The sequence below is a fragment of the Anaerohalosphaeraceae bacterium genome (assembly GCA_037479115.1).
GTDB lineage: Bacteria > Planctomycetota > Phycisphaerae > Sedimentisphaerales > Anaerohalosphaeraceae > JAHDQI01.
On sequence record JBBFLK010000004.1, the window covers coordinates 60,860 to 85,992 of the forward strand.

A 25,133-nucleotide genomic window follows, 5' to 3' on the forward strand; every position below is an offset into this window, starting at 1 on the left:
GGGAACAACTGCCCGGCCTTGGATAGGCGGAAAAGGTTCTTTCTTAGAACGCAAAGCTGTAAGAAATCGTGCCCCAGTATTCGTCGCTCTTGTTGACGCTGTCCTCGAAGGAATTCTGGAAATAAACAGCCGGAACAATCTTGGCTCCGGTCATCGGGCACTTGAACTGGCTCTTGAGACCCCAGACCATATGCGACCAGTCGTGGTCCGAATTCATTGCACCGCCGTTAAAGACTATATCCCACGAAAAGGTCAGCGGCAGGTCGGTCGGCAGATTGTAGTCAAAGCCCATCAGATAAATCGTGCCGGAAGCATCCTTAATATTGCTGCTTGCCTTGCTGCGAGCGGGCCACAGCTGATAGACGGCCAGATGGGGGACAACACCGTTGTCCAACAGCTTGGGCATTTCGGCTTCCACAAAGATTTCCTGCTTGTCCCAAGCCTTGGTATAGGTGTCGATATAATCATAATAGCGCCAGCCGAGTTTGTAATTGGTTTCCCAAGCATCACCAGCAAGGGCTTTGCCCTTGTAGTAAAGCGTGTAGTCGTACTCAGTCAGATTCACACGGCTGTCCGCCAGGTTATTGGTCCATCCGCCCCGCTCCGGATAGGACATCCAGATGGTGGCGCCCAATCCGTTCTCATGGGACAGATCGATGCTGGGCTGGAAGGCGCCGGCATTATCCAGGATATCATAGCCGCGCCAGATGTACCGCGAGGTGTAGCTCAAATCCACAGTTGTCTTCCATTCCTGTGCACCGGCCGTTGCGGCCACCGCGCACAACACCAACACAACCATTGTGTTCTTCATAATTCGGTTCCTTTCCATTGCTCCCTAAATACAATTTCCTTTTCCGTTTTCTTGATAGGGTGGTACGCTCCATTCAGAAATATTATGCTTTATGATATTACGACCTTCAACAAAAAAAAGTCGAAAAAAAAAGAAGTTTTTCGGCGGTTGTTAAAATAGGCAAGACAAAGGTGTTAATTGCCGTTTGCCGCTCGAATTTCGATTTGTTCTTTGGCCTGGCCGACCAGGTAGAAGCTGCCCGTAATGCAGATTAAATCTTCTCGGGTCACCACGCTTTGGGCGATCCGAACGGCCTCACGAAGCGTCATTGCCGTCTGGCACATCTTGCCGCAGATTTCCGTGTAGAGGTCCGCCAGCTCCTGCGGATAAACGGCTTTGGGGCTGCTGCTTCGCGTAAAGATGACCTTGTCGGCTCCGTATTGAAGCTGCGTGAGCATCCCGCGAACATCTTTATCGCTGTTGCACCCGAAGATGATAATCATTGAGTCATACGGAATATGCTGACCAATGGCCTGAATTAAGGCCCGAATGCTGGCGGCATTGTGTGCGGCATCCACCAGAATCCGCGGGTCATTGCAAATCATTTCCATCCGCCCAATCAGCGAAACTTTGCTGAGCCCTTCGACGGCCTTGCTGTCATCCACCTGAAAGCCGCGCTGCTTGAGCTGATCGAGCATGGCCAGCGCCAGACCGCAGTTGATGGCCTGATGTTCACCGGGCAGGGGAACACGCAGATGTTCAAACCGGCTGTACGGAGTCGTCAGACAGATTCGATTGTGCGGCCCGTGTTCGCGGGACGATTCAAACCGATAGGAAAAATCAATATCCTTGCCCGTTACGCACAGCGGCGCCTTGACGGCCTGCGCCTGTTTCTTAAGAACCCGCATGGCCAGCGGGTCCTGAGGAACCGTCACCACAGGAATGCCTTCCTTGATGACGCCGGCTTTTTCCCGGGCAATGCAGTCAATCGTCGGGCCCAGCAGATTCATATGGTCCAGACTGATGCTGGTAATGCCGACCACTTCCGGCGTAATCACGTTGGTGCTGTCCAGCCGGCCGCCCAGTCCGGTTTCAATGACGGCAATGTCTACCTTTTCCTCGGCAAAATACAGAAATGCCATCGCCGTAAAGATTTCGAAAAAGGTGGGGGCATCCTGCTTTTCAGCCATTTTTTCTACAACCGGATAAAGCCGGTTGATTAAATCCAGCATCGCCTTTTTGGATATCATCTCGGAGTTGATGACGATGCGCTCATGCAGACTGGTCACGTGAGGCGACGTGTACAGGCCGACCTTATACCCGTTGGCCTCGAGCATCTTGGCCAGCATCGTTGCCGTAGACCCCTTGCCCTTTGTCCCCGCAATGTGGGCACACTTTATCTTTTTATGGGGATTCCCGAGGGCCTTCAGGAGGTTGTTCATCCGGTCCAGATTGAACGTCGTGACATTATAGCGCAGCCGCCCCTGCCTCTCGTAGTCTGTCCTGTCGAACAGGTATTTCAGGGCCTGTTCGTAGGTCCGAAACGCAACGGTAGTGCGTTTAATTTTCTCGACAGCAACGGAGGAGGTGGTTTTTTTCGCCTTAGACTGCGTCGTCCGTGATAGTCTTTTAGTTGTTGTCATGATGGCAAAGGATGATACCCGAAAAAACCCAATAAGTCAATCGTATTATGCCTTAAACCACACAAAAACACATTTCTTCGAAAAGACGCATCTTCCAATTTATTATACAATAACTTACAAAAGGACTTTCTGAGTCGTTTTCTTTGTGCAGTCATCTTTGTAAACAAAGTATCTTATGATAACATTAAATATTTTAATTATTTCGCGGCAGAATCGACCCCAAAAAATAACGCCGCAAAAACGCTTGAAACGACCTTCCTGACTTAATACAATACGGTACTTTTCAAATCTGTTTCATAAAATCTTTCTATTTTTTGAGGTTTTTATGACAAAAGCGAATGCGACAGGTCTTTCGGCACTGGATATGAAGTGTGTGGAAACCATTCGTTTTTTGGCGATGGATGGTGTTCAGGCCGCCAACTCCGGGCATCCCGGAATGCCGATGGGAATGGCCGCCGCGGCCTATGCACTCTGGATGCGGCACCTCCGGTTTAATCCTGCCGACCCGAAATGGCTCAACCGCGACCGCTTCATCCTCTCGGCCGGGCACGGAAGCATGCTCCTCTATGCCCTGCTTCACCTGTGCGGTTTTGACCTGCCGCTGGACGAATTGAAACAGTTCCGTCAGTGGGGCAGCAAGACCCCCGGCCATCCCGAATATGGACACACCCCCGGCGTAGAGGTCACAACCGGTCCGCTGGGCCAGGGCATCTCCAACGGCGTCGGCATGGCCATTGCCCAAAAGTACCTGGCCGCCCGATATAACAAGGAAGGATTCCCGATTTTTGACTATAAAATCTATGTCATCGCCGGCGACGGATGCCTTCAGGAAGGTGTCAGCGGCGAGGCCTCCAGTCTGGCGGGCCATCTGGGGCTGGATAATCTGATTGTTATTTACGATGACAACGGCATCACCATCGACGGCGAAACACATTTATCTTTTACTGAAGATGTCGCCAAACGGTATGAGGCCTACGGCTGGAACGTTCACACTGTCGGCGGCGACGGACACAACATTGCTGAACTGGACCGTGTCCTTGAAATCGCCAAGAAGCCCAACGGAAGACCCACGCTTATCAAGTTTCGCTCACACATCGGCTTCGGCAGTCCGAATTTCCAGGACACCCATACCGCCCACGGCGCCCCGCTGGGTGTGGAAGAGTGCAAACTGATTAAGAAAAACGCCGGCTGGGACCCGGACAAGACCTTTGTCGTGCCGGAGGAAGTCGCCGCTCACATGGGACAGGCCAAACACAAAGGCGCCCTCCTCCAGAAGGAGTATGAGGCCCTCTTTGCCAAATACGCTCAGGCCTATCCGCAGGAAGCCAAAGAAATCACCGACGCGCTGGCCGGTCGGCTTCCGATTGAGATTGAGCCGCTGCTGCCGAAATTCGAGGCCGGTACGTCTGTCGCCACGCGTCAGGCCTCCGGCAAAACGCTCGACGCCCTGATGCCGCATCTGCCCCTGGTGATTGGCGGTTCCGCAGACCTGACCCCGTCCAACAATACCCATTTCAAGGGTGCATCGGATTTCCAGAAGAACAATCCGACCGGCCGCTACATCCGCTACGGCGTCCGCGAACATGCGATGGCCGCCATTATGAACGGCATGGCCGTCAGCGGCCTGATTCGCCCCTACGGCGGCACCTTCATGGTCTTTTCCGACTATATGCGGGGCGCTTTGCGGGTGGCGTGCCTGTCGAAATATCCGACGATTTTCGTGTTCACACACGACACCATCGGGCTGGGCGAAGACGGCCCGACCCATCAGCCCGTCGAGCACCTGGCCTCCCTGCGGGCGATTCCCAATCTGCTGGTGATTCGTCCGGCCGATGCCAACGAAACCGCCCAGGCCTGGAAATACACCCTTGAACATCGCGACCAGCCCATCGCATTGGCCCTCACCCGCCAGGGGGTTCCGGTGCTGGACCAGAGCAAATATGCCAGCGCTTCCAACCTGGTCAAGGGCGCGTACGTCCTCATTAAAGATGACAATCCGGATGTGCTGCTCCTGGGAGCCGGCTCGGAGGTGCACATCGCCCTTCAGGCCCGCGAGATTCTTGCCGCCGAAGGCATTCGCTCGCAGGTTGTCTCAATGCCCTGCTGGGAGCTCTTTGAACGCCAGCCCGCCGCCTACAAGGAAAGCGTCATTCCCTCAACGATTAAGGCACGCGTCGGCGTCGAGGCCGGTGTGCGGATGGGCTGGGACCGCTGGATCGGGCCGTGGGGCGAGTTTGTGGGGATGAGCACGTTCGGGGTGTCGGCGCCGTACAAGGTCTGCTACAAAAACTTCGGCATCACGCCGGAAGCCGTCGCCGCCGCCGCCAAAAAGTCCCTGGCCGCGGCAAAATAGCGTTGACGAAATCAGACCCAAAAAAAGAAGAACGGTGCAGCGATAAAACAGCAAGCGATTGCAGAAGCTCAAGCGGTTCGGATAAGAGTTAAGAAAGAGCAAGTTCCTTAAACTTGCTCTTTAAGAACTCCTGGAGATAGGATTCCTGATTCTCAATCTGCTTGGCCTGGTTCCGAAGCAAATCTCTGCATTTTCTTATAATCAACTGAAAATTGAACGATTTCATATGATGAGCTTTAGGGCCTATGACTTTTATGCCCCTGGGCAGTTTGCTGAACCAGCCAATTTCTAACATTACAACTCCGTCAATATCCTCCGTGAAACAAGGTTCGTCCGAACCGAAATCAATATAAAGAATATCGGCCTCTTTATCATAATGATGCGTAATGTTCATTTTTTCTTCCATTCTTGTTCCCACCCCTTCAACACAGGATTCGTGTAAACGGTTCTGATCCTGCGATTGTTGATATTGACTAACACATACAAGTAAACTCGTGCCGTTACTGTGTTCAAAATATAAAAGTCATCAAAAAATTTCACGAATGCTTTTACAGAATTCTCTTTCGGACTTTTTAATATAAAGTCCGGATGCTGTAATGTTTCTGCGATTTTATCGAAGTGTGCTTCAAGGTATTTCCTGCTATTATCTTGTACAATGTGCCGCCATGTTTGTTCAGTTAACTCAAATGGCTTTCCGTCATGACCCTTTATGACAACAGCTCCTCCTTTAAATATCGGCACGTGAATGAACCTCCTGCATCCGAATCTCGAAAAAGAACTCCTTTTCTAAAAGGTTATTATAAGAAATATTCAGGGAATAATCAATCTTCTATTCTGACAAACAAAACCTCTTATCATTCCCGCGATTCTCGTTATCCCTGCAACCTTTGGTTATTCCCGCACAAATCTTTGTTATTCCCCGCAGACCTCTATAAGTCACTGTCATTCCCGCGCAGGCGGGAATCTATTTTTTAATAGAATTTGGCTTTATATCGACAACCTATGGCGACATTGTCGATATTGTTTTTTCAGTACATTTTGTTTGATAACAAAACTTATTCTTTATCCAAAATAGATATTATCGCGAGAGATTTTTTTATAATCGTTATAGGCAGTTCAGCCAGTCCGCCGCCAGGTCTTCCAAGTCGGCTAAATCGACCTGCCCGCTTTGATTGCGGTCGGCGCCCATGCACCAATCCGGCCCGGCACAATCGGTCGAAAGCCAATGCTCCGCCAGGGCCGCCAGACCGTCCATTCCGTTGCCCGGCAGGACAAATGTCTGCAGCGGCGTCAGGACATTCAGCACGGCTCCCTGGCAGCTGCTGTTGACAATCGTTCCCAGATTCGTGAGGGTACTTACCGTAATTTCGTGCCCGTTCAAATCCAGCACCGCCCCCGACTCAATCGTCAGGTCCGTCGAAATCGGCAAGGCCAGGTCGGCTCCTATCTTCAGGGTGCCCGCCAGAATGCGTGTGGCTCCGGTGTAGGTGCAGGGGCCTGTCAACGTCAGCGTTCCGACGCCTCCTTTGGCCACGTGTCCATCGCCGCTGACGGACCCGCTGACCATCAAATCCCCCGCCTGAGCAGCCAGCAAATACCGCCTGCCGCCCGCCAGCTGAAGCGGCATCCCGATTGTCTGCGCAGAGGGCGACTCATTGACAATATCCCCCAGCAGCACAATTCGATTTCCCGAAAGGGTAAAGCCGCCCGCCGTATTCAAAAACCGAATCCCATTGACCGGCCTGTCGGCTGCAAGATTATTGTTCGAAGCCGTCTGAAGCGTCCCGCCGAAGAGCAGATTGTCCGCCCCGTACGAAGGGACATCCCAGTTGGCGGCGTCCGACCAGCTGCCGGAGGTGCCGCCGCCCGTCCAGACACGGGCATTCGGCGAGGACGCCTGCTGCGTAAACCGCCACTGCTGAGCGAGTGTGTGAAGCCAGCGCCATTGACGCGTCAGCGAGCCGCTGGTCGAGCCGGCTACGGAGACGGCCTTGGCCGTAATCTTATTGAGGATGCGGAAAGAACCGTCCGTGAGCGGTTCAATCGCCCATTTCTGGGCATCATTGTTCAAATCCGTCCACTGACGAATCTGTTCTCCGTCGGAAAAGGCTCCGTTCCGCAAATCCACCGGAAGACCGCTGGCGACATTGACAATTTTCGTATAACCGTCAAAGGTCGGAATAAACCGCCATTTCTGAAGGTTGGAGCCGGTCCAGCTGCCCAAGGCCAGCCGCGTGCCGGTACTGGTATTGGCCACGCCGACCGGCAGCCCGCCAAACTGCATCTCCATCGAATACATCCCCGCCGGCGTCAGCCAGAAACACTGATGCCCCGGCTGAGACGGCTCCCAGCTGCCGACATCGATTGAAGCCCCGACTGCATTTTGTGCACCGGCGACCTCCAGCGCCATCGATGTGGCGACATTCAGCATTCGAAACCCGCGATTGTTTGTCTGAACGACATACCACCGATGAGCATTATTGGTGCTGCTGTACGGCACCAGTTTTACCGGCTTGCCCGGGCCGTAGATGTTGCTCGGGTTTCCGTCCGGACTGACGACAGCCAGTGCCTTGCCGTTGGCCAGACAGGTAATCCGGTACTGATTTCGTCCCACCCGCGTAAACGTCCAGATTTGGTCTGTGCCGCCCCTCCAGGTGTTCATCTGCACCGTGTCGGTGTAGGCGTCCGCCGCCTCCAGATACAGCCCCCCTTCCGGCGCACCCGGATTCCGATTCATTCCGCAGACAATCGCATAGTTTCCGTCCGGCAGGTCCCAGCCCGCCCTCGGCCAGCCGTCATCCCCCCAAATCAGCGTGCGAAGCCCGAGTTTGGCCACCCCGTTGTCGGCGGCATCATAGAAGTGAAACGAAAACATCTCCAGACCGTCCTGAGCGGTGAAAATCCCGATGTGGCCCGGTCCGATTTCGCGTCCGACGGAACCCAGCTCCGGCTTCGGGGTGCCGTCTGCATTGTAATTGGCCGTGTAATCCCGCCCCAAAAACAGCGAGCCGGTATCCTGCGTCAGAACGTTGATTCCATCCCGGTCGAAATACGGCCCTGTGATATTCGTCGCCCGGGCATACCGAATAAAATAGGTACTGTTCACGCCCGCACAGCAGCGTTCCTGATTGAAAAACAAATAATAATAGCCGTCCTTATAATAAAGATAAGCCGCTTCAATCCACGCTCTGGCCAGCTGTGTTGAAGTGGTTCCGCTTTTGACCTTGCCGGTAGCCGGGTCAATCTGATAGAGCCAGATGCCGCCGTAGGTCCAGCCGTTGCCGCTCGGGTGACCGAATGAACCGGCCGCCAGCCACAGATTGCCGACTGTGTCAAACAAAAGCGTCGGGTCAATGCTTCGCCGGTAATCCGTGCATAAATCCGTCCACAAAACAGACCCCTGGTCCACCCAGTCACGGTTCAGGATGTTGGACCCGACGGCCAGTCCGCAGACGGACTTCTCCGTGCAGTTGTAGTCATAACACATATTGCGGGAATAATAGAGATAATACAAATTGCCGACTTTGATGACTTCCGGCGCCCACAGATTCCAGGGTCCGCTGCCCTCACAGGTGGAAAGATAGGAAGCCATATAAGGCGGAACGCCGCTGGAATAAGTGAACGGGCGATTTCCTGAATACCAAGTCACCAAATCCGTTGAATAACGACTTAACAGATTATTCCCGGTCGAGAAATACCAGTATCTCCCGTTTTCGTAGATGATTGTGGATGGGTCATGGCAGGTGATTGTGCCGGTAATCTCCAGACCATAAGACATAGGAAACAAAGAAACCACGAACAGCCAAGAAAAAAAATAATGGGTTACTGCTCGGGTGTCTGTTTTGCCTGCCTGCCGTGTCATTTTGCCTGACCCCCCTAAAAAGGTTTTCCAGTAAGCATATACCAAACCATGAAGAAATTTAGACAATTTTTTCAGGAAAATTACAAGACACAGTCTGTCTGGAAATAGGACATATAGTTTTTTCTTGTCTTTTTGTCTTCTTTATCTTATAATTGGATTTGGATTTGATATCGGGTTCGGGGGTATTTTTGGCACCCTTACAGACAGGCTGATAGGCCGGCAAAACCGCCAAAAAAATCCTTTTTGCACCGCAGGGAGTTGAGGATGAAAAAGACCGGCAAGTGGACGGCATCCATTCTTCTTTTTTCTCTCTTTTCAGCATGGGCCTTTTCCGTTCCCCTGGCTTTTCCGGGAGCGGAGGGTGCCGGGCGTTTTGCCGCAGGCGGACGCGGCGGAACGGTTTATGAGGTCACGAATCTAAACAACAGCGGACCGGGCTCGATTGTCGATGCCGTCAGTCAGCCCAACCGCACAATCGTCTTTCGGGTCTCCGGAACGATTGAACTGGGAAATGTTATCCTGCGGCCCAAATCCAACACCACTATCGCCGGTCAGACCGCTCCGGGGGACGGCATCTGCATCAAAGGACGCATCTACCTGAGCGGCGCCGACAACGTCATTATTCGCTACATTCGGGTCCGTGTGGATGCGGGCGGTGCCAATTCCAGCGGGGATGCCATCGACATCGCCAGCGGCAGCAACATCATCATCGACCACGTCAGCGCCTCCTACGCACGGGACGAAACCATTTCCTGCCAGGACGGCTCCAACAACGTCACCGTCCAGTGGTGCATCCTCAGTGAAGCCCTGACCTTCGAAAATCACAGCTACGGCTCCCTGATTCGCGGCCAGTACGGAGAACGGAAATCCTATCACCACAATCTCTATGCCCATAACAAAGGGCGGAATCCTCGTCCGGGCAACTATCTCAGTTCAACACTCGACCCGGACGGCCTGTATTTTGACTTCCGCAACAACGTTATTTACAACTGGTCCGGCACGAATCCGGGCAACAACTTTGATACCAACAACATCAGTCGATACAATTTCATCAACAATGTTTATATCCGCGGGCCGGGCTCTACCGGCACAAAAATCTTCGGGGAATACTCTCTCGTCAGCTACGGCTTTTTCTCCGGCAACGCCCACGGGGCTTCGTATGCGTCAATTTCAGTCCCGTCCGACCCGTGGAGTCTGGTGACGTTCAGCGGATTCACCCAGGCACAAATTAACGCGTACAAAGCCCGTACCGGAGGGGTTCCGATTCCGATGGAGCCGGTGACTACCACCTCCGCTTATCAGGCCCTGCAGGATGTGTTGGCCTCCGCCGGAGCCAGTCTGGTGCGCGACGCTGTGGACCAAAGAATCGTCAGCGATGTCATCAACGGCACGGGGGATTTTGTGTACAATACCCCCCTTCCGACCGACCCGCCGGAGGTGCTGAACCACTTCTGGCCGCCCCTGGCTTCCGCACCGGCCCCGACAGACAGCGATCACGACGGAATGCCGGACTACTGGGAAACGGCCAACGGGCTCAATCCCTCCAACCCCGCCGACCGAAATTCCTACACACTTGACCCGGATTACACAAATCTGGAAGTCTATCTGAACTGGCTGGTGCAGGGAGATACCCAGCCCCCCGCCGCTCCGACGGGGCTGACAGCCGCCGCCGACAATCAGCTCGTCCAGCTCACCTGGAATCCCAACACGGAACCGGACCTGGCCGGCTACAATGTCTATCGCTCTACAGTGTCCGGCAGCGGATACGTCAAGCTCAACGGCATCCTCCTGACCAGTCCGGCCTATACGGATACCAGCGTGAGCAACGGCACCACCTATTATTATGTGGTTACCGCGGTGGATACCGCCACCAATGAATCCGCTGCTTCGGTTCAGGTGTCTGCCGTGCCGATGGACCTGACGCCTCCGGCGCCGCCGGCCGGTCTGTGGGCGCGGATTGAAAACGGCACCGTCCTGCTGGACTGGCTGGACAATACCGAACCGGATTGGGCCGCCTACAACGTCTATCGCGCAGAGGGATTCAGCGGCGAGTATGGTTTGCTCACCGCTTCCGGGATTACAACATCGTTCTTTGCAGATTCGGATGTCTCGGCCGGCCAAACCTATTTTTACGCCGTGACAGCCAAAGACATTTCCGGCAATGAATCTGATGCGCTGTATGAAATTCCGGTCACCATCAGCACAACGGCGATGGGACGAATCCTGCGGGAAACCTGGACCGGCATTTTCGGCGGTACAGTCAATCATTTGACCTCTCATCCGCTGTACCCGAACGCTCCGTCCGGACGCGACTGGCCGGCCAACTTCGAAGGCCCGACCGACTGGGCGGATTCCTACGGGACCCGCGTCCGCGGCTATCTGCACCCGCCCGCCTCAGGGTGGTACACCTTCTATATTGCTGCCGACAATGAGGCCCAGCTTTGGCTCAGCACGGACGGCTCGCCGGCCAATGCCGCCCTGATTGCCTCCGTGTCCGGCGGAACCGCCCCGCGGCAGTGGGACCAATCCCCCTCGCAGCGGTCGGCTCCGATTTTCCTGACCGCCGGACGCAAATACTACATCGAGGTTCTCCACAAAGAAGACAGCGGCCCGGACCATCTGGCCGTTGCGTGGGAAGGCCCCGGGCTGAGCCGGCAGGTCATCGCCGGACAATATCTGTCGCCGTGGTTTATCGGACTGTACGGAGACACAAACGCCGATGAGTGGGTCGATATCGAAGACCTGCCCGCCTTTGCCTCCGTCTGGCTGGAAACCGACTGCGCCGAAAGCTCCGCCTGGGACCTCAACGGCGACTGTGTCGTGGACCTGCAGGAATTCAGCATTTTGGCAGGGAACTGGATGCTCGATATTTATCCGCTTTTGCCGCCGACGAATCTGACCGCCGAGGCCGACGATGGCGCTGTGCTGCTCGATTGGGATGACAGCCCCGAATCCTCCGTTATCGGATACAATGTGTACCGCTCCACAACTTCCGGCGGCGGCTATATGAAACTGAACGCTTCCCCGGTTTTGTCCTCCGATTATTTTGACGGCACCGTTCAAAACGGCACTCCGTATTACTATGTCGTCACAGCCGTCAACCGCAGCGGCATGGAATCCTCCTTTTCAAACGAGGTGTCGGCCCTGCCCAATCCCCCCAGCTCCGACCTTGTTATTCAGGAAAATGAAGCCGGTTTCTGCGGCGTCGAAGGGGTGATTGAAAACGAACATACCGGCTACACCGGCAGCGGCTATGCCAACACCGACAACGCCGTCGGCAAGGGCATTAACTACCGCATTCAGATTCTAACGGGCGGCACCTATGCGTTTGTCTGGCGATTTGCCAACGGCGCCACAGCCGCCCGCCCGGCCAATCTGCTCATCAACGGTACCCCCGCCGCATCCGGCATTGCCTTTCCGGTCACCGGGGCCTGGACATCCTGGAGCACAACCGCAGCGGTTCAGGTCTCTTTGCCGGCGGGGACATACACGGTGCGTCTGGAAGCAACGACCTCCGGCGGCCTGGCAAACATCGACTCAATGACCGTTACCGGCCCCAATCTCCAGCCGGCATCCTGTCTATAAAGAAAACCCGGCAGCATTCTTTGCCGAAGCCCTTGTTTTTTTTCAGAACCGCCGATAGAGTAAACGGCATCATCCACAGAAACGAAAGGGCCTGACTATGGCAAAGAAAATCAAACGAATCGCCGTCCTGACCGGCGGCGGCGACTGTCCCGGTCTGAACGCCGTCATCCGTGCCGTCACCAAAACCGCCATCAACAAGTACGGCCTGGAGGTGTACGGCGTCGAAGATGCCTATCTGGGGCTGATTGAAAACCGCATCCGCCCGCTCAGTTTTGACGATGTGAGCAACATCCTCACGCTGGGCGGCACGATTCTGGGCTCCTCCAACAAAACCAATCCCTTCGCCTATCCGATGCCCATCGGCAAGACCGTCCGCAACCGCGATGTGTCCGATTTGTGCATCGCCAACCTCGAAAAGCACGGCATCGAGGCGATGATTTGCATCGGCGGAGACGGCACGATGGCCTCCGCCGCCGCTTTTGCCAAAAAGGGCCTGACGGTCATGGGCGTGCCGAAAACCATTGACAACGATGTGTACGGCACAGACCTGACGTTCGGCTTCAACACCGCCGTAACGACCGCCGCCGAGGCCATCGACAAGATTCACACGACCGCCAGTTCGCACCATCGCGTGATGATTGTCGAAGTGATGGGCCGCTATGCGGGCTGGATTGCCCTGCACGCCGGCGCCGCAGGCGGGGCCGATGTCATCCTGATTCCCGAAATCCCCTATGACCTCAACCGCATCGCCGAAGTCGTCCTGGCCCGCTCGCGCAAAGGCCGCCGTTTCAGCATCATCTCCATCGCTGAAGGCGCCAAACCCAAGGGCGGCAAAATGGTCGTCTTCAAAAAGGAATCCGACAGCCCCGACCCGATTCGGCTGGGCGGCGTTTCCTATGTGCTCGCTGAGCAGCTGTCCAGAATGACGGGCCTGTCCTGCCGCGGCGTTAACCTCGGCCATCTCCAGCGCGGCGGCACCCCAACCCCCTTTGACCGCAACATGGGCACCCAGTTCGGCTATTACGCCCTCGAGTTGCTGATGAAAGGGGTCCAAAACCATCTGGTCATCTGGAAAAACGGTTCGCTCGGCTCGATTCCGCTCAGCCGTGTGGCCGGCAAAATCAAAACCGTTCCGCTCAAAGACCCGCTGATTGCCGCCGCCAAAGCCGTCGGAACCAGTTTTGGAATCTAAAAGATGTCCAACAAAACCCTTCATCATTCCCGCTTTGTCCGCCCTTCCGGGACACAGCCGTCATCCCTGCGCAGGCCTTTGTCATTCCCGCACAACTTTGTCACATTCCCGCGGTTTCTTTGTCATTCCCGCAAAGGCGGGAATCCATATTTTTTGCGGACTTTCATTAGAGATTCAAAACCATGATGGCTGCATCGAAAAAGAAACGGCGAATCCTGATTACGGCCGGCGGCACGCGGGAATACATTGACCCGGTCCGCTTTCTGTCCAACGCCGGCAGCGGACAGATGGGCTATGCTCTGGCCCGTGCGGCCCTGCGGGCGGGTCACCGTGTAACCCTGATTTCAGCCCCGACGACTCTAAAGCCCCCGGCCCAAGCCGAACTCCTCCGCGTCGTCTCCTGTCAGGACATGTTCCGGGCCGTGAAAGAGAAGTTTCCCCAAAGTGATTGTCTGATTATGACCGCGGCTGTGTCGGACTACACACCGGTCAAAAAAGAAAAAACGAAGATGAAAAAAAGCAGGGGAATCCTGACGCTTCGGCTCAAACCGACGCCCGACATCCTGGCTTGGGCGGGCCGGCACAAAAAGAAAGGACAGATTCTGGTCGGGTTCGCCCTCGAAGACAAAAATCTCAAACAAAACGCCGAGCAGAAGCTTCGCCGCAAAAATCTTGACCTGATTGTCGCCAACAAGCCGGACGCCATTGCCGCCAGGCAGTCCGCCGTCTTTCTCAAATCCCCGTCCGGCCCCTGGCTGGCCCTGCCCTATCAAAGCAAGCAGCGTACCGCCGGCTGCATCCTTCGGATGATTGAAAAACTCTTTGCGGAAAACTAATCCGTGATGCCGAGGTCTTCTTTTGTCAGGATGCTCTCGAAGCGGTAGCCTGCCTTTTCAATATTTTCGCGAGCCCCCTGTTTGCGGTCGATTACGCAGACAATCCGGTCCACCCGCGCTCCGGCCTCGGTGATGATTTTAGCCGCCTCGAGCACCTGCCCGCCGGTCGTGGCGATATCCTCCACCAGCAGCACAACATCGCCCGGTTCGAGCCGGCCCTCAATCATCTTGCCTGTGCCGTACCCTTTTTTGCTGTTGCGGATGATAACCCAGGGCTTGTCGGACTCCATCGCCGCCGCCGCCGCCAGCGCCACTCCGCCCAGCTCTGCCCCGGCAATCCGCGTCACCTCCGGCGACAGGTGCCTGCAGAACTCTTTTCCCAGGGCCCGCAGGATATCCGGCTGGGTCTCGAACAGATATTTGTCCAGATAATACTTGCTCCGCTTGCCGCTGCGCAGAACAAAATCTCCCTCCAGATACGATGCATCCTTAATCCGCCTGGCCAGCTGATGTTTGTCCATTGGAAAATCCAGTTCTCAGTTATCAGTCATCAGTTATCAGTCATCAGTTATCAGTTATAGGAACTGTCAATGTTCGAACGATTCCGAAAATCGAGTCTTTTTCAATATCGCATAAAGCATTTTACCAATTTCGTCGGCTCTCGGATACAGGGTCGTATAAAATTTTTTCTCCAAAATTCCGCAATCCATTAATACATCCAGCCAATATTTTGTCTCGAGCGTCTCTTTATAAGCGATAGAGATTTTGTTGGAAAAATCCGCCGATGAAACGGCTCCATTGGCTTCCGCAATATTGGCTCCGATTGAAGTACCCGACCGAAGCAGCTGCCGGAAAAGCAGATACTCTTTTGTCCGTTCACGCACCGCTCTGGTCGTTAAAACAACCTGAATAGCAAACTCATAGGCCTTTCGATAAACCTGACTCCTTCCGCAATTTTCCACCATTCGCCCTTTCCATTCTCTGCTAACTGTTCACTGTTCACTGATAACTGATGACTGATAACTGATGACTGATAACTGCTCTCACACCTTCAGCTCCGCCGTATGCTTCATCTGTCGGCGATACCGTCGGCGGATGGGGCTGACCACCTCCCGAAGAAATTCATCGACCTGCTCCGGAGCCCGACCGATGTACTCCTTCGGGTTGAGCACTTTGCGGAAATCCACTTTGGCAAAGGCCGGGTCACTCCGGAGCCGCTCCAGCAGGTCATTTTTCTTTCCGTGCTGCTTGACCTGTGCGGCCGCCGCATGCGAATGCACCCGAATCCGCTCGTGCAGCTCCTGCCGGCTGCCGCCGGCCTTCACAGCCGCCATCAGGATATTTTCCGTCGCCATAAACGGCAGTTCCGCCTCCACGTGCGCCGCAATCACCTTCGGATAAACCACCAGACCGGACGCCACGTTAATCAAAATCTCCAGAATCCCGTCTACCGCCAGAAAACTTTCCGCCAGCACAATCCGGCGGTTGGAAGAGTCATCCAGCGTCCGCTCCAGCCACTGGACCGAGGCAGTCATCGCCGGACTGGCGGCCAGCGACAGCACAAACCGCGCCAGCCCCGTCGCCCGCTCGCACCGCATCGGATTGCGCTTGTACGCCATCGCCGAAGAGCCCACCTGCGAGCTCTCAAACGGCTCCTCAATCTCTTTCAGATTGGCCAGCAGACGGATATCATTGCACATCTTGTGCGCCGACTGCGCAATCGAAGCCAGCACATCCACAATCAGCTTGTCGAGCTTGCGCGGATAGGTCTGACCGGTCACGGCACAGACTTTCGAAAACCCGAAGGCCCCGGCGACCATCGCCTCCAGGCGGCGCACCTTGCTGTGGCGGCCGCCGAACAGGGCCAGAAACGACGCCTGCGTACCGGTCGTGCCCTTAATCCCGCGAAACGGCAGCTCCTGAATCCGCCGCTCCAGTTCCTCCAAATCCATCGCAAAATCATACGCCCACAGCGTCGCCCGCTTGCCGACCGTCGTCAGCTGCGCGGGCTGAAAATGCGTAAACCCGAGCGTCGGAAGCGCCCGATACTGCCGGGCGAAACGGCCCAGCCGGTCAATCAGACAGGCCAGCTTGCCCGCCAGAATCTCCATCCCGCGGCGCATCAGAATCAGGTCGGTGTTGTCCGTAATGTCGCAGCTGGTTGCCCCCAAATGAAGAATCGGGGCGGCCTTGGGCGCCGCATCGGCAAAGGTGTGGATATGCGCCATCACATCGTGCCGCAGCTTCTGCTCATATGCCGCCGCCTTCTTATAGTCGATGTCCTCCAGATGCTGCTGCATCTGGCGAATCTGGGCGTCCGTAATCTTCAGCCCCAGTTTCTTCTGGGCCCGGGCCAGCTCCAGCCAAAGCCGCCGCCATGTGCGAAACTTGCTGTCCGGACCGAACAATTCCGCCATCTCCCGCGAGGCATTCCGCTCCACCAGCGGGCTGGTATAAACCGACATCTCTTTTGCCATAATTCTGTTTCCTGTCAATTCTGAAAGTCTGTCCGATTGTATCGGTTCCTCCGCCCTTACGCACACAGGATTTTTTCAATTTCCTCCAGCAGCGGCTCCGGCAGCTCTGCATCAGCCGCAGGCACCCAGTCGCGAATCTGCCCTCTCCGGCGGGCCCCGACAATCGCGGAGGTAACCTCCGGCCGCCGCAGCACCCACGCTATCGCCAATTGTCCGACCGTCAGCCCCGCCTGAGCGGCAGCTCTCTTGAGCCGCTCGATTTTGTCCAGATTGCGGTCAAACAGCGGTGAACGAAAATTCGGGTCTGAAACAATCCGATGGTCATCCGGCGGCAGCGTCCGCAGATACTCGGCTGTAAACTTGCCCGTCAAAAGCCCCTTCTGGAGAGGGCTGTACGCCATGACTCCGATTTGCTTCTTCCCGCAGTACGGCAGAATCTCCTTCTCAATATCCCGCCGCAGCATACTGTACGGCGGCTGCAGGGACGCCGGCGGGGCAATCCTCGCCAGCCGCTCCAGCAGTGGCACGTCGCAGTTGCACACCCCGATATACCGCACCTTGCCCTGCTCGACCAGCCGCACCATCGCCTCCCAGCCCTCCTCCAGCTGCTCGGCCGGCTGCGGCCAGTGCATCTGATACAAATCTATCACCTCCACCCCCAGCCGCTTCAGACTGGCCTCGCACTCGGCGGCAATGCTGTCGGCATCCAGACAGCTGATTTTCTCCCGGCGCTCATTCCACAGCAGGCCGCATTTGGTTGCCACAAACGGACGAGGCCGAATCGACCGCAGCGCCCGCCCCACCACTTCCTCCGAATGCCCGCAGCCGTAAATCGGGGCCGTATCGATCCAGTTGATGCCGCACTCTATCGCCTCTTCAATCGCCTCCAGCGAATCCCGGTCATCCTGCGGCCCCCAGCCGTACTCCCACGGCCCGCCGATCGCCCAGGTTCCCAGCCCGATGACCGTCAGCTCCAAATCCGTCTGTCCAAGCCGTCGAGTCTTCATCCGTTTTGCCCTCAATAAGACACAGAATAGCCCGCATACAGCAGATTGACCGCCAGAACAAAGATCGGTCCAAAAATTTTCCCCAGCAGCGTCCACACCAGAAAAAAGCCCATCAGGCGAACCGGCATTACACTCATCAGCATCTGATAATACGTCCGCGCCGGCTCCGGCAGCACCAGCACCATCCAGGCCTGCCCGTCCAGCGGCGCCACCGGCATCATATTGAACAAAAACAGCACCAGGTTCAAGCTGAACAAGATGCTCAGCAGCACGGCTGTCCCCTGCAGCAGCCCGTCCTGGCGGGCCTGAGCGACACTCATAAACCCGATGCGGTCCGCAGGCCAAAACCACTCCAGCGCCAGCCCCAGACGAATCAGTCCCGCCGCCGCCAGCACCAGCAGCAGATTGGCTGCCGGCCCGCTCAGCGCCATCCAGGCCGCCCGCTTCGGATACATCCGGGCCCATTCTGCATCATACGGCGCACTGGCCCAGCCGAGCATCCATCCCCAGGCCGCATACGACAGCCACGGAAAAACAATCATCCCCAGCGGCTCGCGCCTCAAATGCGGCAGCGGATTCAAAGACACCAGCCCCTCTTCCCAGGCCGTCCGGTCCCCCATCCGCCGGGCCGCCAGCGCATGCGCCGCCTCATGAAAAATCAGCGAAAACAAAAACACCCCATACCAGAGGATGCCCAACACCAGCGTATCATTCGTCATAACCGGCACTTCCCGAAAAGGGTTTACTCCAGATAAATCATCTTTTTGGTCATCCCGCCGTCGAGGACAAAGTTTTGTCCGGTGATAAACTCCGCCCGTCGGCTGCACAGATACAGCACCATCTGGGCGACATCCTCCGGTCTGCCGACCCGTCCGGCCGGATGCTGCGTATGGTCCTCGGGCCGAATCACCCACGGAGCCGGGGCGCCGTGCAGATAGGCCGTTGTATCAATCCAGCCGGGACTGATGCAGTTGACCCGCACCGCCGGTCCCAGACTGATTGCAAGGGCATGCGTCAGCGCCACAAGCCCCCCCTTGGCCGCCGAATACGCCTCCGTATTCGGTTCGCTCATCAGTGCCCGCGTCGAGGCGATATTCACAATTGCCCCTCGGGTTTCCTTCAGGGCCGCCGCACAGTGCTTTGCACACAAAAACGCCCCTGACAAATCCGTATCAATCACCCGCCTCCAGCCCTCGTAAGATAACTCCTGTACCGGCATATTTCGGGCGACGGCCGCATTGTTCACCAGGCAGTCTATCCGGCCGAACCGCTCGAGCGTCCGCTGCACCATCCGCCGCACCGAAGCTTCCTCCGCCACATCGGTCTGGACAAACAGCACATCGGGGGCTTTCAGAAAAGCCAGGGCCTTCGGCTCCAGCTGGGCGTCGACCTCTGCCAGCACCACAGAGGCCCCCGCCTCCAGAAAGGTTTTGGCAATGCAAAGGCCGATTCCCCGCCCCCCGCCGGTAATCACCGCCGTTTTGCCTTGGAATTCTGAATGGTCCATACCTGTTATATACCGGCCCGCCGCCTCCAACTCCAGAAGATTCTGGACGCCGCAGGCCTCATCCGGTACAATCCGCCCCGATTGTCCGTTTTCAAAAAACCAAACAAAATGCCGGCTCTGCGCCGAATAGACAGAAAGGTCCGCTATGAATAAAGCGTCCGAACAGTTCCTGCAGGAATTGCTGGAAGCCCCCAGCCCGTCGGGCTACGAACAGCCCGCCGCACGCATCTGGCGGGAGTACGTCAAACCCTATGCCCACCAGTTGATTACCGATGTCCACGGAAACAGCATCGCCGTCCTGAATCCTGATGCCGAGTTTAAGTTTATGATTGCCGGCCACGTGGATGAAATCGGCCTGCTGATTACCCACATCGACGACAAAGGATACCTTTATACCGCGCAAATCGGCGGGATGGACCCCGCCCTGCTCATCGGTCAGCGGGTGCAAATCTGCACCGCCGACGGCCCCGTGCTCGGCGTCATCGGCCGCAAAGCCATCCATCAGATGACGCCCGAAGAACGGAAAAAAGCCGTCGAAATGGAAAACATCTGGGTGGACATCGGCGCCAACAGCAAAAAAGACGCCCTCAAGCGCGTAGCCGTCGGCGACCCGATGGTCATCGACGTCCCCTATCGCCGGCTCAACGGCGATAAAATCGTCTCCCGGGCCACCGATGACAAGGCCGGAGCCTTCGTCGTCGCCGAGGTCATTCGGGCCCTCTCCCGCCGCAAACTGAAAATCTCCGTCATCGGCGTCGCCACGGTCCAGGAGGAAATCGGCCTTCGCGGGGCCATTACCTCCTCCTACAAAATCCATCCGCACGCCGGCATCGCCGTGGATGTCGGCTTTGCCAGCGACCATCCCGACACCGACCCTAAAAAAACGGGCCAGGTCTCGCTCGGCAAAGGCCCCATCCTCCATCGAGGCCCGAATATCAACCCCATTCTCGAGAAAGACCTTTTCAAGGCCGCCAAAGCCCACAAAATCCCAACCCAAGTTACGGCAGAGCCCCGCGGTACCGGGACCGATGCCAATGCGATTCAGCTTTGCCGCGGCGGCGCGGCCGCAGGGCTTATCAGCATTCCAAACCGCTATATGCACACGCCGGTTGAGGTGATTTCCCTGAAGGATTTGGAGGCGTGCATCAAGCTGCTGACGGAATTTCTGGCCGCTCACCCCGCCGAGCGGGACTATCGGCCCTGACCCCCTGCAGAGATGTTAGACGGAATGGGACTGCTTCGACGTCGGCTCTAAAGTTTCCGACTCTTCATTGAGACGACGATACTCTTCGACTGTCTCCAAAAGCCGCTGCAGGACGGCCCGTCCCTCTACACTGGTTTCCAGCCCTAAAAACTCAATCCCCATCCAAAGGGAGCCGGTTTCTTTGTCCTCCCGAAGATGCCGCAGCTGGCCTTCAACCAAAATCGGCTTCTGGTAGTACAGCGGGGTAAACTGAATTCCGAAAACCTGACCTATCGAAAAGCAATCCCTTTTTTCCAGTCCCGCCGTCATCCGAAGCCCCCCTGCTGAAAGGTCCGACAGCTGTCCCTGCCAGTAGCAATCTGCCGGTATTGCACAGGATTTCTCCAGAAACCCCCGGTGCCAAAAAAGAACTTTTATCTTCAAATCTTTTGGAACGGGCTGCCGTTGATAGGCCCTTCTCGGTATCTTTTCTATACGATGCGGGCGTTCGAGAAGAACTTTCCCATTTTTCCCTTCCAGAACTGCCGAATCGAGCCCCACAATCGTGCTTTCACAAATATATTTTGAATAATCCATACGAAAACAGAGACCGACTGGTTGGTTTATTCGCATATTTTGCGACACCGACTGCCCGCCGGATATCACCTCAACCACAATCGTCTGGTCACTGCATTTCAGAATGTTCGCCCGGACCGTATGCCATCGGCTGGAAGCCAAAAAAGTCAGCACCCCCGTTCTTTGATGAAAAGACGCCAGGGACAGCAGGTTAACCAGAGCATCTCCCTCCAGATATTCCACCTCATTGACGATCGTTTCAACGGTCATATTTTTATTACCCATTCAGCAGATTGTTTGCGTATCGCGGGCCTATTTTCACCCCTTCTCATCGGTCAAAAAAAACGGTTTCTGAAAAGCAATCCGCCTAATCTCCTAAAAAATCATCCTTTTGGAGGACAGACCATCCTGTGCGTCCGATAATCTGCAGGACCTTTAAAAAAGAATTATCCGGCTTTCGCTTTGAATCTTCGATTGAAAACCGCATGCCCCGCCGATAAGATGCCTCTTTATGAAACCCAATAATCCGGATAAAACCTCTTTGGCATCCGCCTTTCTGCTGCTGTTGTTTGCTGCGGGACTGGGGCTGGCAATTTTGCTGGTAAAAGCCCGCTCGGCTTTTCAGTTTTCCGTTCCTATCCTCCTGCCTGGTGAAGGCCTTTCGGTCGTCCTTCCGACAGGTCCCGGCTGGAAGGCCCTTTCCGAATGGGCCTACGAACAGGATAACAGTTTCGCCCTCGTGGCAACCTATTCGATGCAGGGAAGCCCCCCGGCAGAAGTCCGCTGGCAGTATAAACTGGCCGATCGGCCCATCTCTCCTCAGGCCCTTCTGGAGCAAATCGCCCGGCAGTTCAACGGCCCGGTCAGCATCATCCAGACTACCAGCGGCCCCCTTTCTTTCTCCCACATTCTGCTGTTTTCACGGGTTCAGGGAGAACAAATTCTTCTGGGCGCCGCCGTTCCGCAGGAAGGCCGACTGCTGCTGCTTCAGCTGAAAAGTTATGCGGAGCATTCCTATCTGACCGACCTGTTTGAGCAGCTGGCCGCCCGCGTGCAGTTTCATCCTGATCCTCGCCGTCAGGTCGGACAGCGGCTCTTCGAAGACCTCACAAGCCGTCTCTATCCGCAATGGCTGGAAACCCTGGCCCGTCGGGCGGAAATCTTCCTGCTGTCTCCGGTCTCCGGCAGACCCATCGGATATTCCAAAACATCCGTCGTCAAATCAGAAACGAATCTTGCGGCCGCTTTTGAACAGGAACAGATGTTTCGACAGAACGACTCTCCGCAGTCTTTGAGCCGCTTTGAATCGGCGCAAAATCTCTCGGAGTTTGTCTGGATAACCGCCCGCCGGAGCCGCCGAGGGCCGCTCCAAACCCAGCTGCGCCGGCTGTCGGACGGCTCTGTGCAAATCGAGGATTCCTATCGGCGAAGCACGGTCTGCTGGCCGGCCCCGGATGCCGTGCCGGAAATTCTCCTGCCGCTGACGGCCCGCGCGATGCTCGATGCGGAAAAATCGGAAGCTGTTCTGGACATCATCGCCGCCGCAGGCCAGGTGGTGCCCGTCCTGGTGTCCCGCTCCGAACCGCAAAAAACGGCTTCCCTGCCGGACCAGACAAAATATGCCGTCAGAATCCAGTTTCTGCATCATCCGGACAATTACGAAGAATATTATTTTGACGCCGAACAAACCCTGCTGGCCCGGCTGGAGGCACTGCCCGGCCAGCCCGCTCGCCTGTGGAGAAGAGGAGGCGAAACAGATATCCGGCGATTGCTCCCTTCTTTCACAAAACCGGACCAAATCGTCCTGAAACTGACTCCGTCAGAGATGATTGTTTTTCAGAAATAGGAACAAACTGCCATGAACGCTTCGAAAACAACAAATCATTCTGCAGACTGTCTTATCATCGGGGCCGGACCGGCCGGACTGGGCGCGGCTCTTTATGCCGCACGCGACCGATTCAAAACCATTGTTCTTGAAAAATTTTATCCCGGCGGGCAAATCCTCACTACCGACCGCATCGAAAACTATCCGGGCTTTCTCAATATCCCCGGTCCCGACCTGATTCTGAAAATGGTCGAGCAGGTTCAGACCTTCAGCGCGGACATCAAAACCAACCAGGAAGTCCTGTCCCTTCAGCGCCGTTCAGACGGCCTCATTGAAGCCCGCACCGAGCAGGAGGTTTACACCGCCAAGGTCGTTATCCTGGCCCCCGGCAGCTCCTATCGAAAACTGGGGGTGCCCGGCGAAGAGGAATTTCGCCAGGCCGGCGCCGGCGTCAGCTACTGCGGCACCTGCGACGCACCCTTCTTTAAGGACAAGGTCGTCGTCGCCGTCGGCGGCGGCAACACGGCCGTCGAAGATACCCTCCATTTGGCCAAATACGCCAAAAAAGTCTATATGGTCCACCGCCGCAGCGAATTCCGCGCCACCAAAGTCCTCGTCGAAGAACTGATGCAGAAGGTCCATCAGAAAGACTCCAACATTTCATTGATTCTCGATACGGTCGTCACGGAAATACAGGGCTCCGGCCGGGTCGAACGGGTCCGGCTGAAAAACGTCCGCACCGGTCAGGTGGACGAGCTGCCCTGCGACGGCGTCTTTATCTTTGTGGGAATGGTTCCCAATACCGGCTTTTTAAAGGGTTTTGTGGACCTTACCGAAGCGGGCTTTATCCGCTGTGAGCCGGCGTACCTGCGGACCCGCGTCCCGGGCGTCTTTGCCGCCGGAGACTGCCGAATCGGCGCGGCCATGCAGCTGGTCACCGCCGTTGCCGACGGCGTCAACGCCGCCATGTGGATGAAACACTACCTCCGCAACCCCGACTGGTGGAATGAACCCCTCGCGGATGCGCTGTAAATTCTTCAGAACGTCTGCAGCGTTTTTGTACGGCGCTCGATTTGTGCAGGCACACAGAGAAATATTCACATATTGTCTAAAAAGCTGACTGAATGCGTCTTGTCAGTTTGGCCAGGACCATAAAATACATTGGCAGGAGATTTTCACTAAGGGCACCTTTTATGCACCATCTTCAGATTGCTCCGGAATTCCTTGAAAAACCGGCATTCTCATCAGACTCCTTGTTCAGCACATATCCATCGAGTGCGATTCTGTTTGAATTATTTTGTGATTGTGTTCACAATCACGATATTTAGAGTGTCTCCGTGTTCGGCAGGCCCATCGCCGCTGTAAGCCGGTCGAAGTCATCCAGCGAATAATAGTCGATGATAATCCGCCCCCGGTTTCCTTTGCGTCCTGCTTCAATTCGTACTTTGGTTCCCAGAATCGATTCCAGCCGTTTTTCCAAATCCAGAATGTAGGCGGCCTTTTCCTTTTTCTTTGTTTCACTTGCGGTTTCCCTCTGCAGCAGCCGGCGAACAAGATTCTCTACGTCCCGTACACTCAGCCGCCCTGCCATCGCTCGATGTGCCAGCTTCTTTCGAATCTCCTCATCCGGCAAAGCCAGGATTGCCCGGGCATGGCCCATACTCAGCTGGTTCTCGACGAGCATTGTCTGGATTTCCTCCGGCAGCTCCAGCAGCCGCAAATAATTGCTGATGACGGAACGGTCTTCTCCCAGCCGCTGGGCCGCTTCCGTCTGCGTGAGGGAAAATGTCTGGATGTAATTTTTGTAGGCCTTCGCCCGCTCAATCGGATTCAGGTCCGCCCGGTGTATGTTCTCCACCAACGCCAGCTCGAGCATCTGTTCATCCGTCGCGGCACGAATCATAACCGGCACAGTGGATAGCCCTGCTATCTGGGCTGCCCGAAATCGACGCTCGCCGGCTATAATCTCATAGACACCCTCCCCTGCCGGCCGGACCAAGATCGGCTGAATGATGCCGTTCTGCCGAATTGACTCGGCCAAGTCTTTTAATTCATCCTCATTCCAGAACTGACGCGGCTGGTAGGGATTCGGACGAATCGCCGACAGCGGAATCTCCGTCTTAGATTTCTCTAACTCCTTATCTTTCGGATAGTTATGCTCTTCTTGCCGGAGGGGCTCTGTGTCCGGCTCTGACAGACTTGCACTGATGGGACCCAAAAGGGCTTCCAGTCCCCTGCCCAAATGCGGCTTCTTTGGTTTCGAACTGCTCATAACGGCCTCCATGGAAAAATCATTT

Annotated in this window: 20 protein-coding genes; 7 read left to right on the plus strand and 13 right to left on the minus strand. The window is 55.8% G+C overall.

Annotated elements, in window-relative coordinates; genetic code table 11:
- Nucleotides 1-43: 43 nt before the first annotated feature.
- The gene (locus WHS88_03010; protein MEJ5259139.1) at nt 44-811 is read right to left on the minus strand and encodes a TorF family putative porin; all 768 of its coding nucleotides are present in this window, start codon (nt 809-811) and stop codon (nt 44-46) included.
- 173 nt (nt 812-984) lie between these two features.
- A complete protein-coding gene (locus WHS88_03015) occupies nt 985-2,433 on the minus strand; it encodes a folylpolyglutamate synthase/dihydrofolate synthase family protein (GenBank protein MEJ5259140.1) in 1,449 nt (482 codons plus the stop codon).
- Nucleotides 2,434-2,758: 325 nt separating this feature from the next.
- On the opposite strand from WHS88_03015, the gene tkt reads away from it, so the two are divergent.
- A complete protein-coding gene (tkt, locus tag WHS88_03020; protein MEJ5259141.1) occupies nt 2,759-4,786 on the plus strand; it encodes a transketolase in 2,028 nt (675 codons plus the stop codon).
- Between the two features lie 88 nt (nt 4,787-4,874).
- On the opposite strand, the gene WHS88_03025 is transcribed toward tkt, so the two are convergent.
- The 3 genes from WHS88_03025 to WHS88_03035 all read right to left on the minus strand — a co-directional run bounded on the left by WHS88_03025 (nt 4,875) and on the right by WHS88_03035 (nt 8,648).
- Nucleotides 4,875-5,192 (minus strand): DUF2283 domain-containing protein, encoded by a 318-nt coding sequence (locus WHS88_03025; protein ID MEJ5259142.1) that lies wholly within the window; start codon nt 5,190-5,192, stop codon nt 4,875-4,877.
- A complete protein-coding gene (locus WHS88_03030) occupies nt 5,177-5,527 on the minus strand; it encodes a PBECR2 nuclease fold domain-containing protein (GenBank protein ID MEJ5259143.1) in 351 nt (116 codons plus the stop codon). The genes WHS88_03025 and WHS88_03030 overlap by 16 nt, the downstream gene beginning before the upstream one ends.
- A gap of 364 nt (nt 5,528-5,891) precedes the next feature.
- The gene (locus tag WHS88_03035; GenBank protein MEJ5259144.1) at nt 5,892-8,648 is read right to left on the minus strand and encodes an RICIN domain-containing protein; all 2,757 of its coding nucleotides are present in this window, start codon (nt 8,646-8,648) and stop codon (nt 5,892-5,894) included.
- A gap of 264 nt (nt 8,649-8,912) precedes the next feature.
- Between WHS88_03035 and WHS88_03040 the strand changes: the two genes are divergently transcribed.
- The 3 genes from WHS88_03040 (at nt 8,913) to WHS88_03050 (ending at nt 14,261) form a co-directional block, all read left to right on the plus strand.
- Nucleotides 8,913-12,233 carry a PA14 domain-containing protein gene (locus WHS88_03040; protein MEJ5259145.1) on the plus strand — a complete coding sequence of 1,107 codons (3,321 nt, stop codon included), beginning with the start codon at nt 8,913-8,915 and terminating at the stop codon, nt 12,231-12,233.
- A 97-nt stretch (nt 12,234-12,330) separates the two neighbouring features.
- On the plus strand, nt 12,331-13,425 hold the full coding sequence (locus WHS88_03045) for an ATP-dependent 6-phosphofructokinase (protein ID MEJ5259146.1): 1,095 nt from the start codon (nt 12,331-12,333) through the stop codon (nt 13,423-13,425).
- Nucleotides 13,426-13,607: 182 nt separating this feature from the next.
- Nucleotides 13,608-14,261 (plus strand): phosphopantothenoylcysteine decarboxylase, encoded by a 654-nt coding sequence (locus WHS88_03050; GenBank protein MEJ5259147.1) that lies wholly within the window; start codon nt 13,608-13,610, stop codon nt 14,259-14,261.
- Here WHS88_03050 and pyrE read toward each other — a convergent pair.
- From pyrE to WHS88_03080, 6 genes are all read right to left on the minus strand, one after another.
- On the minus strand, nt 14,258-14,782 hold the full coding sequence (pyrE, locus tag WHS88_03055) for an orotate phosphoribosyltransferase (GenBank protein MEJ5259148.1): 525 nt from the start codon (nt 14,780-14,782) through the stop codon (nt 14,258-14,260). The two genes, WHS88_03050 and pyrE, sit on opposite strands and share 4 nt — an antisense overlap.
- A gap of 66 nt (nt 14,783-14,848) precedes the next feature.
- On the minus strand, nt 14,849-15,226 hold the full coding sequence (locus WHS88_03060; protein MEJ5259149.1) for a four helix bundle protein: 378 nt from the start codon (nt 15,224-15,226) through the stop codon (nt 14,849-14,851).
- 78 nt (nt 15,227-15,304) lie between these two features.
- The gene (purB, locus tag WHS88_03065) at nt 15,305-16,738 is read right to left on the minus strand and encodes an adenylosuccinate lyase (protein MEJ5259150.1); all 1,434 of its coding nucleotides are present in this window, start codon (nt 16,736-16,738) and stop codon (nt 15,305-15,307) included.
- 56 nt (nt 16,739-16,794) lie between these two features.
- Complete coding sequence (locus WHS88_03070) at nt 16,795-17,745, minus strand: aldo/keto reductase (GenBank protein MEJ5259151.1); 951 nt, start codon at nt 17,743-17,745, stop codon at nt 16,795-16,797.
- An 11-nt stretch (nt 17,746-17,756) separates the two neighbouring features.
- Nucleotides 17,757-18,464 (minus strand): site-2 protease family protein, encoded by a 708-nt coding sequence (locus WHS88_03075; protein ID MEJ5259152.1) that lies wholly within the window; start codon nt 18,462-18,464, stop codon nt 17,757-17,759.
- A gap of 23 nt (nt 18,465-18,487) precedes the next feature.
- On the minus strand, nt 18,488-19,252 hold the full coding sequence (locus WHS88_03080; GenBank protein ID MEJ5259153.1) for an SDR family oxidoreductase: 765 nt from the start codon (nt 19,250-19,252) through the stop codon (nt 18,488-18,490).
- 145 nt (nt 19,253-19,397) lie between these two features.
- Between WHS88_03080 and WHS88_03085 the strand changes: the two genes are divergently transcribed.
- Nucleotides 19,398-20,456, plus strand: coding sequence for a M42 family metallopeptidase (locus WHS88_03085; protein MEJ5259154.1), 1,059 nt, complete (start codon nt 19,398-19,400; stop codon nt 20,454-20,456).
- A gap of 15 nt (nt 20,457-20,471) precedes the next feature.
- Here WHS88_03085 and WHS88_03090 read toward each other — a convergent pair whose 3' ends face one another.
- Nucleotides 20,472-21,281, minus strand: coding sequence for a PilZ domain-containing protein (locus WHS88_03090; protein ID MEJ5259155.1), 810 nt, complete (start codon nt 21,279-21,281; stop codon nt 20,472-20,474).
- 241 nt (nt 21,282-21,522) lie between these two features.
- Between WHS88_03090 and WHS88_03095 the strand changes: the two genes are divergently transcribed.
- Nucleotides 21,523-22,857, plus strand: coding sequence for a hypothetical protein (locus WHS88_03095; protein ID MEJ5259156.1), 1,335 nt, complete (start codon nt 21,523-21,525; stop codon nt 22,855-22,857).
- 12 nt (nt 22,858-22,869) lie between these two features.
- Nucleotides 22,870-23,868, plus strand: coding sequence for an FAD-dependent oxidoreductase (locus tag WHS88_03100; GenBank protein ID MEJ5259157.1), 999 nt, complete (start codon nt 22,870-22,872; stop codon nt 23,866-23,868).
- Nucleotides 23,869-24,160: 292 nt separating this feature from the next.
- Here the strand turns inward: WHS88_03100 and WHS88_03105 are convergent, their stop codons facing one another.
- Nucleotides 24,161-25,108: a ParB/RepB/Spo0J family partition protein gene (locus WHS88_03105; GenBank protein ID MEJ5259158.1), complete on the minus strand. Its 948-nt coding sequence runs from the start codon at nt 25,106-25,108 to the stop codon at nt 24,161-24,163.
- Between the last annotated feature and the right edge of the window lie 25 nt (nt 25,109-25,133).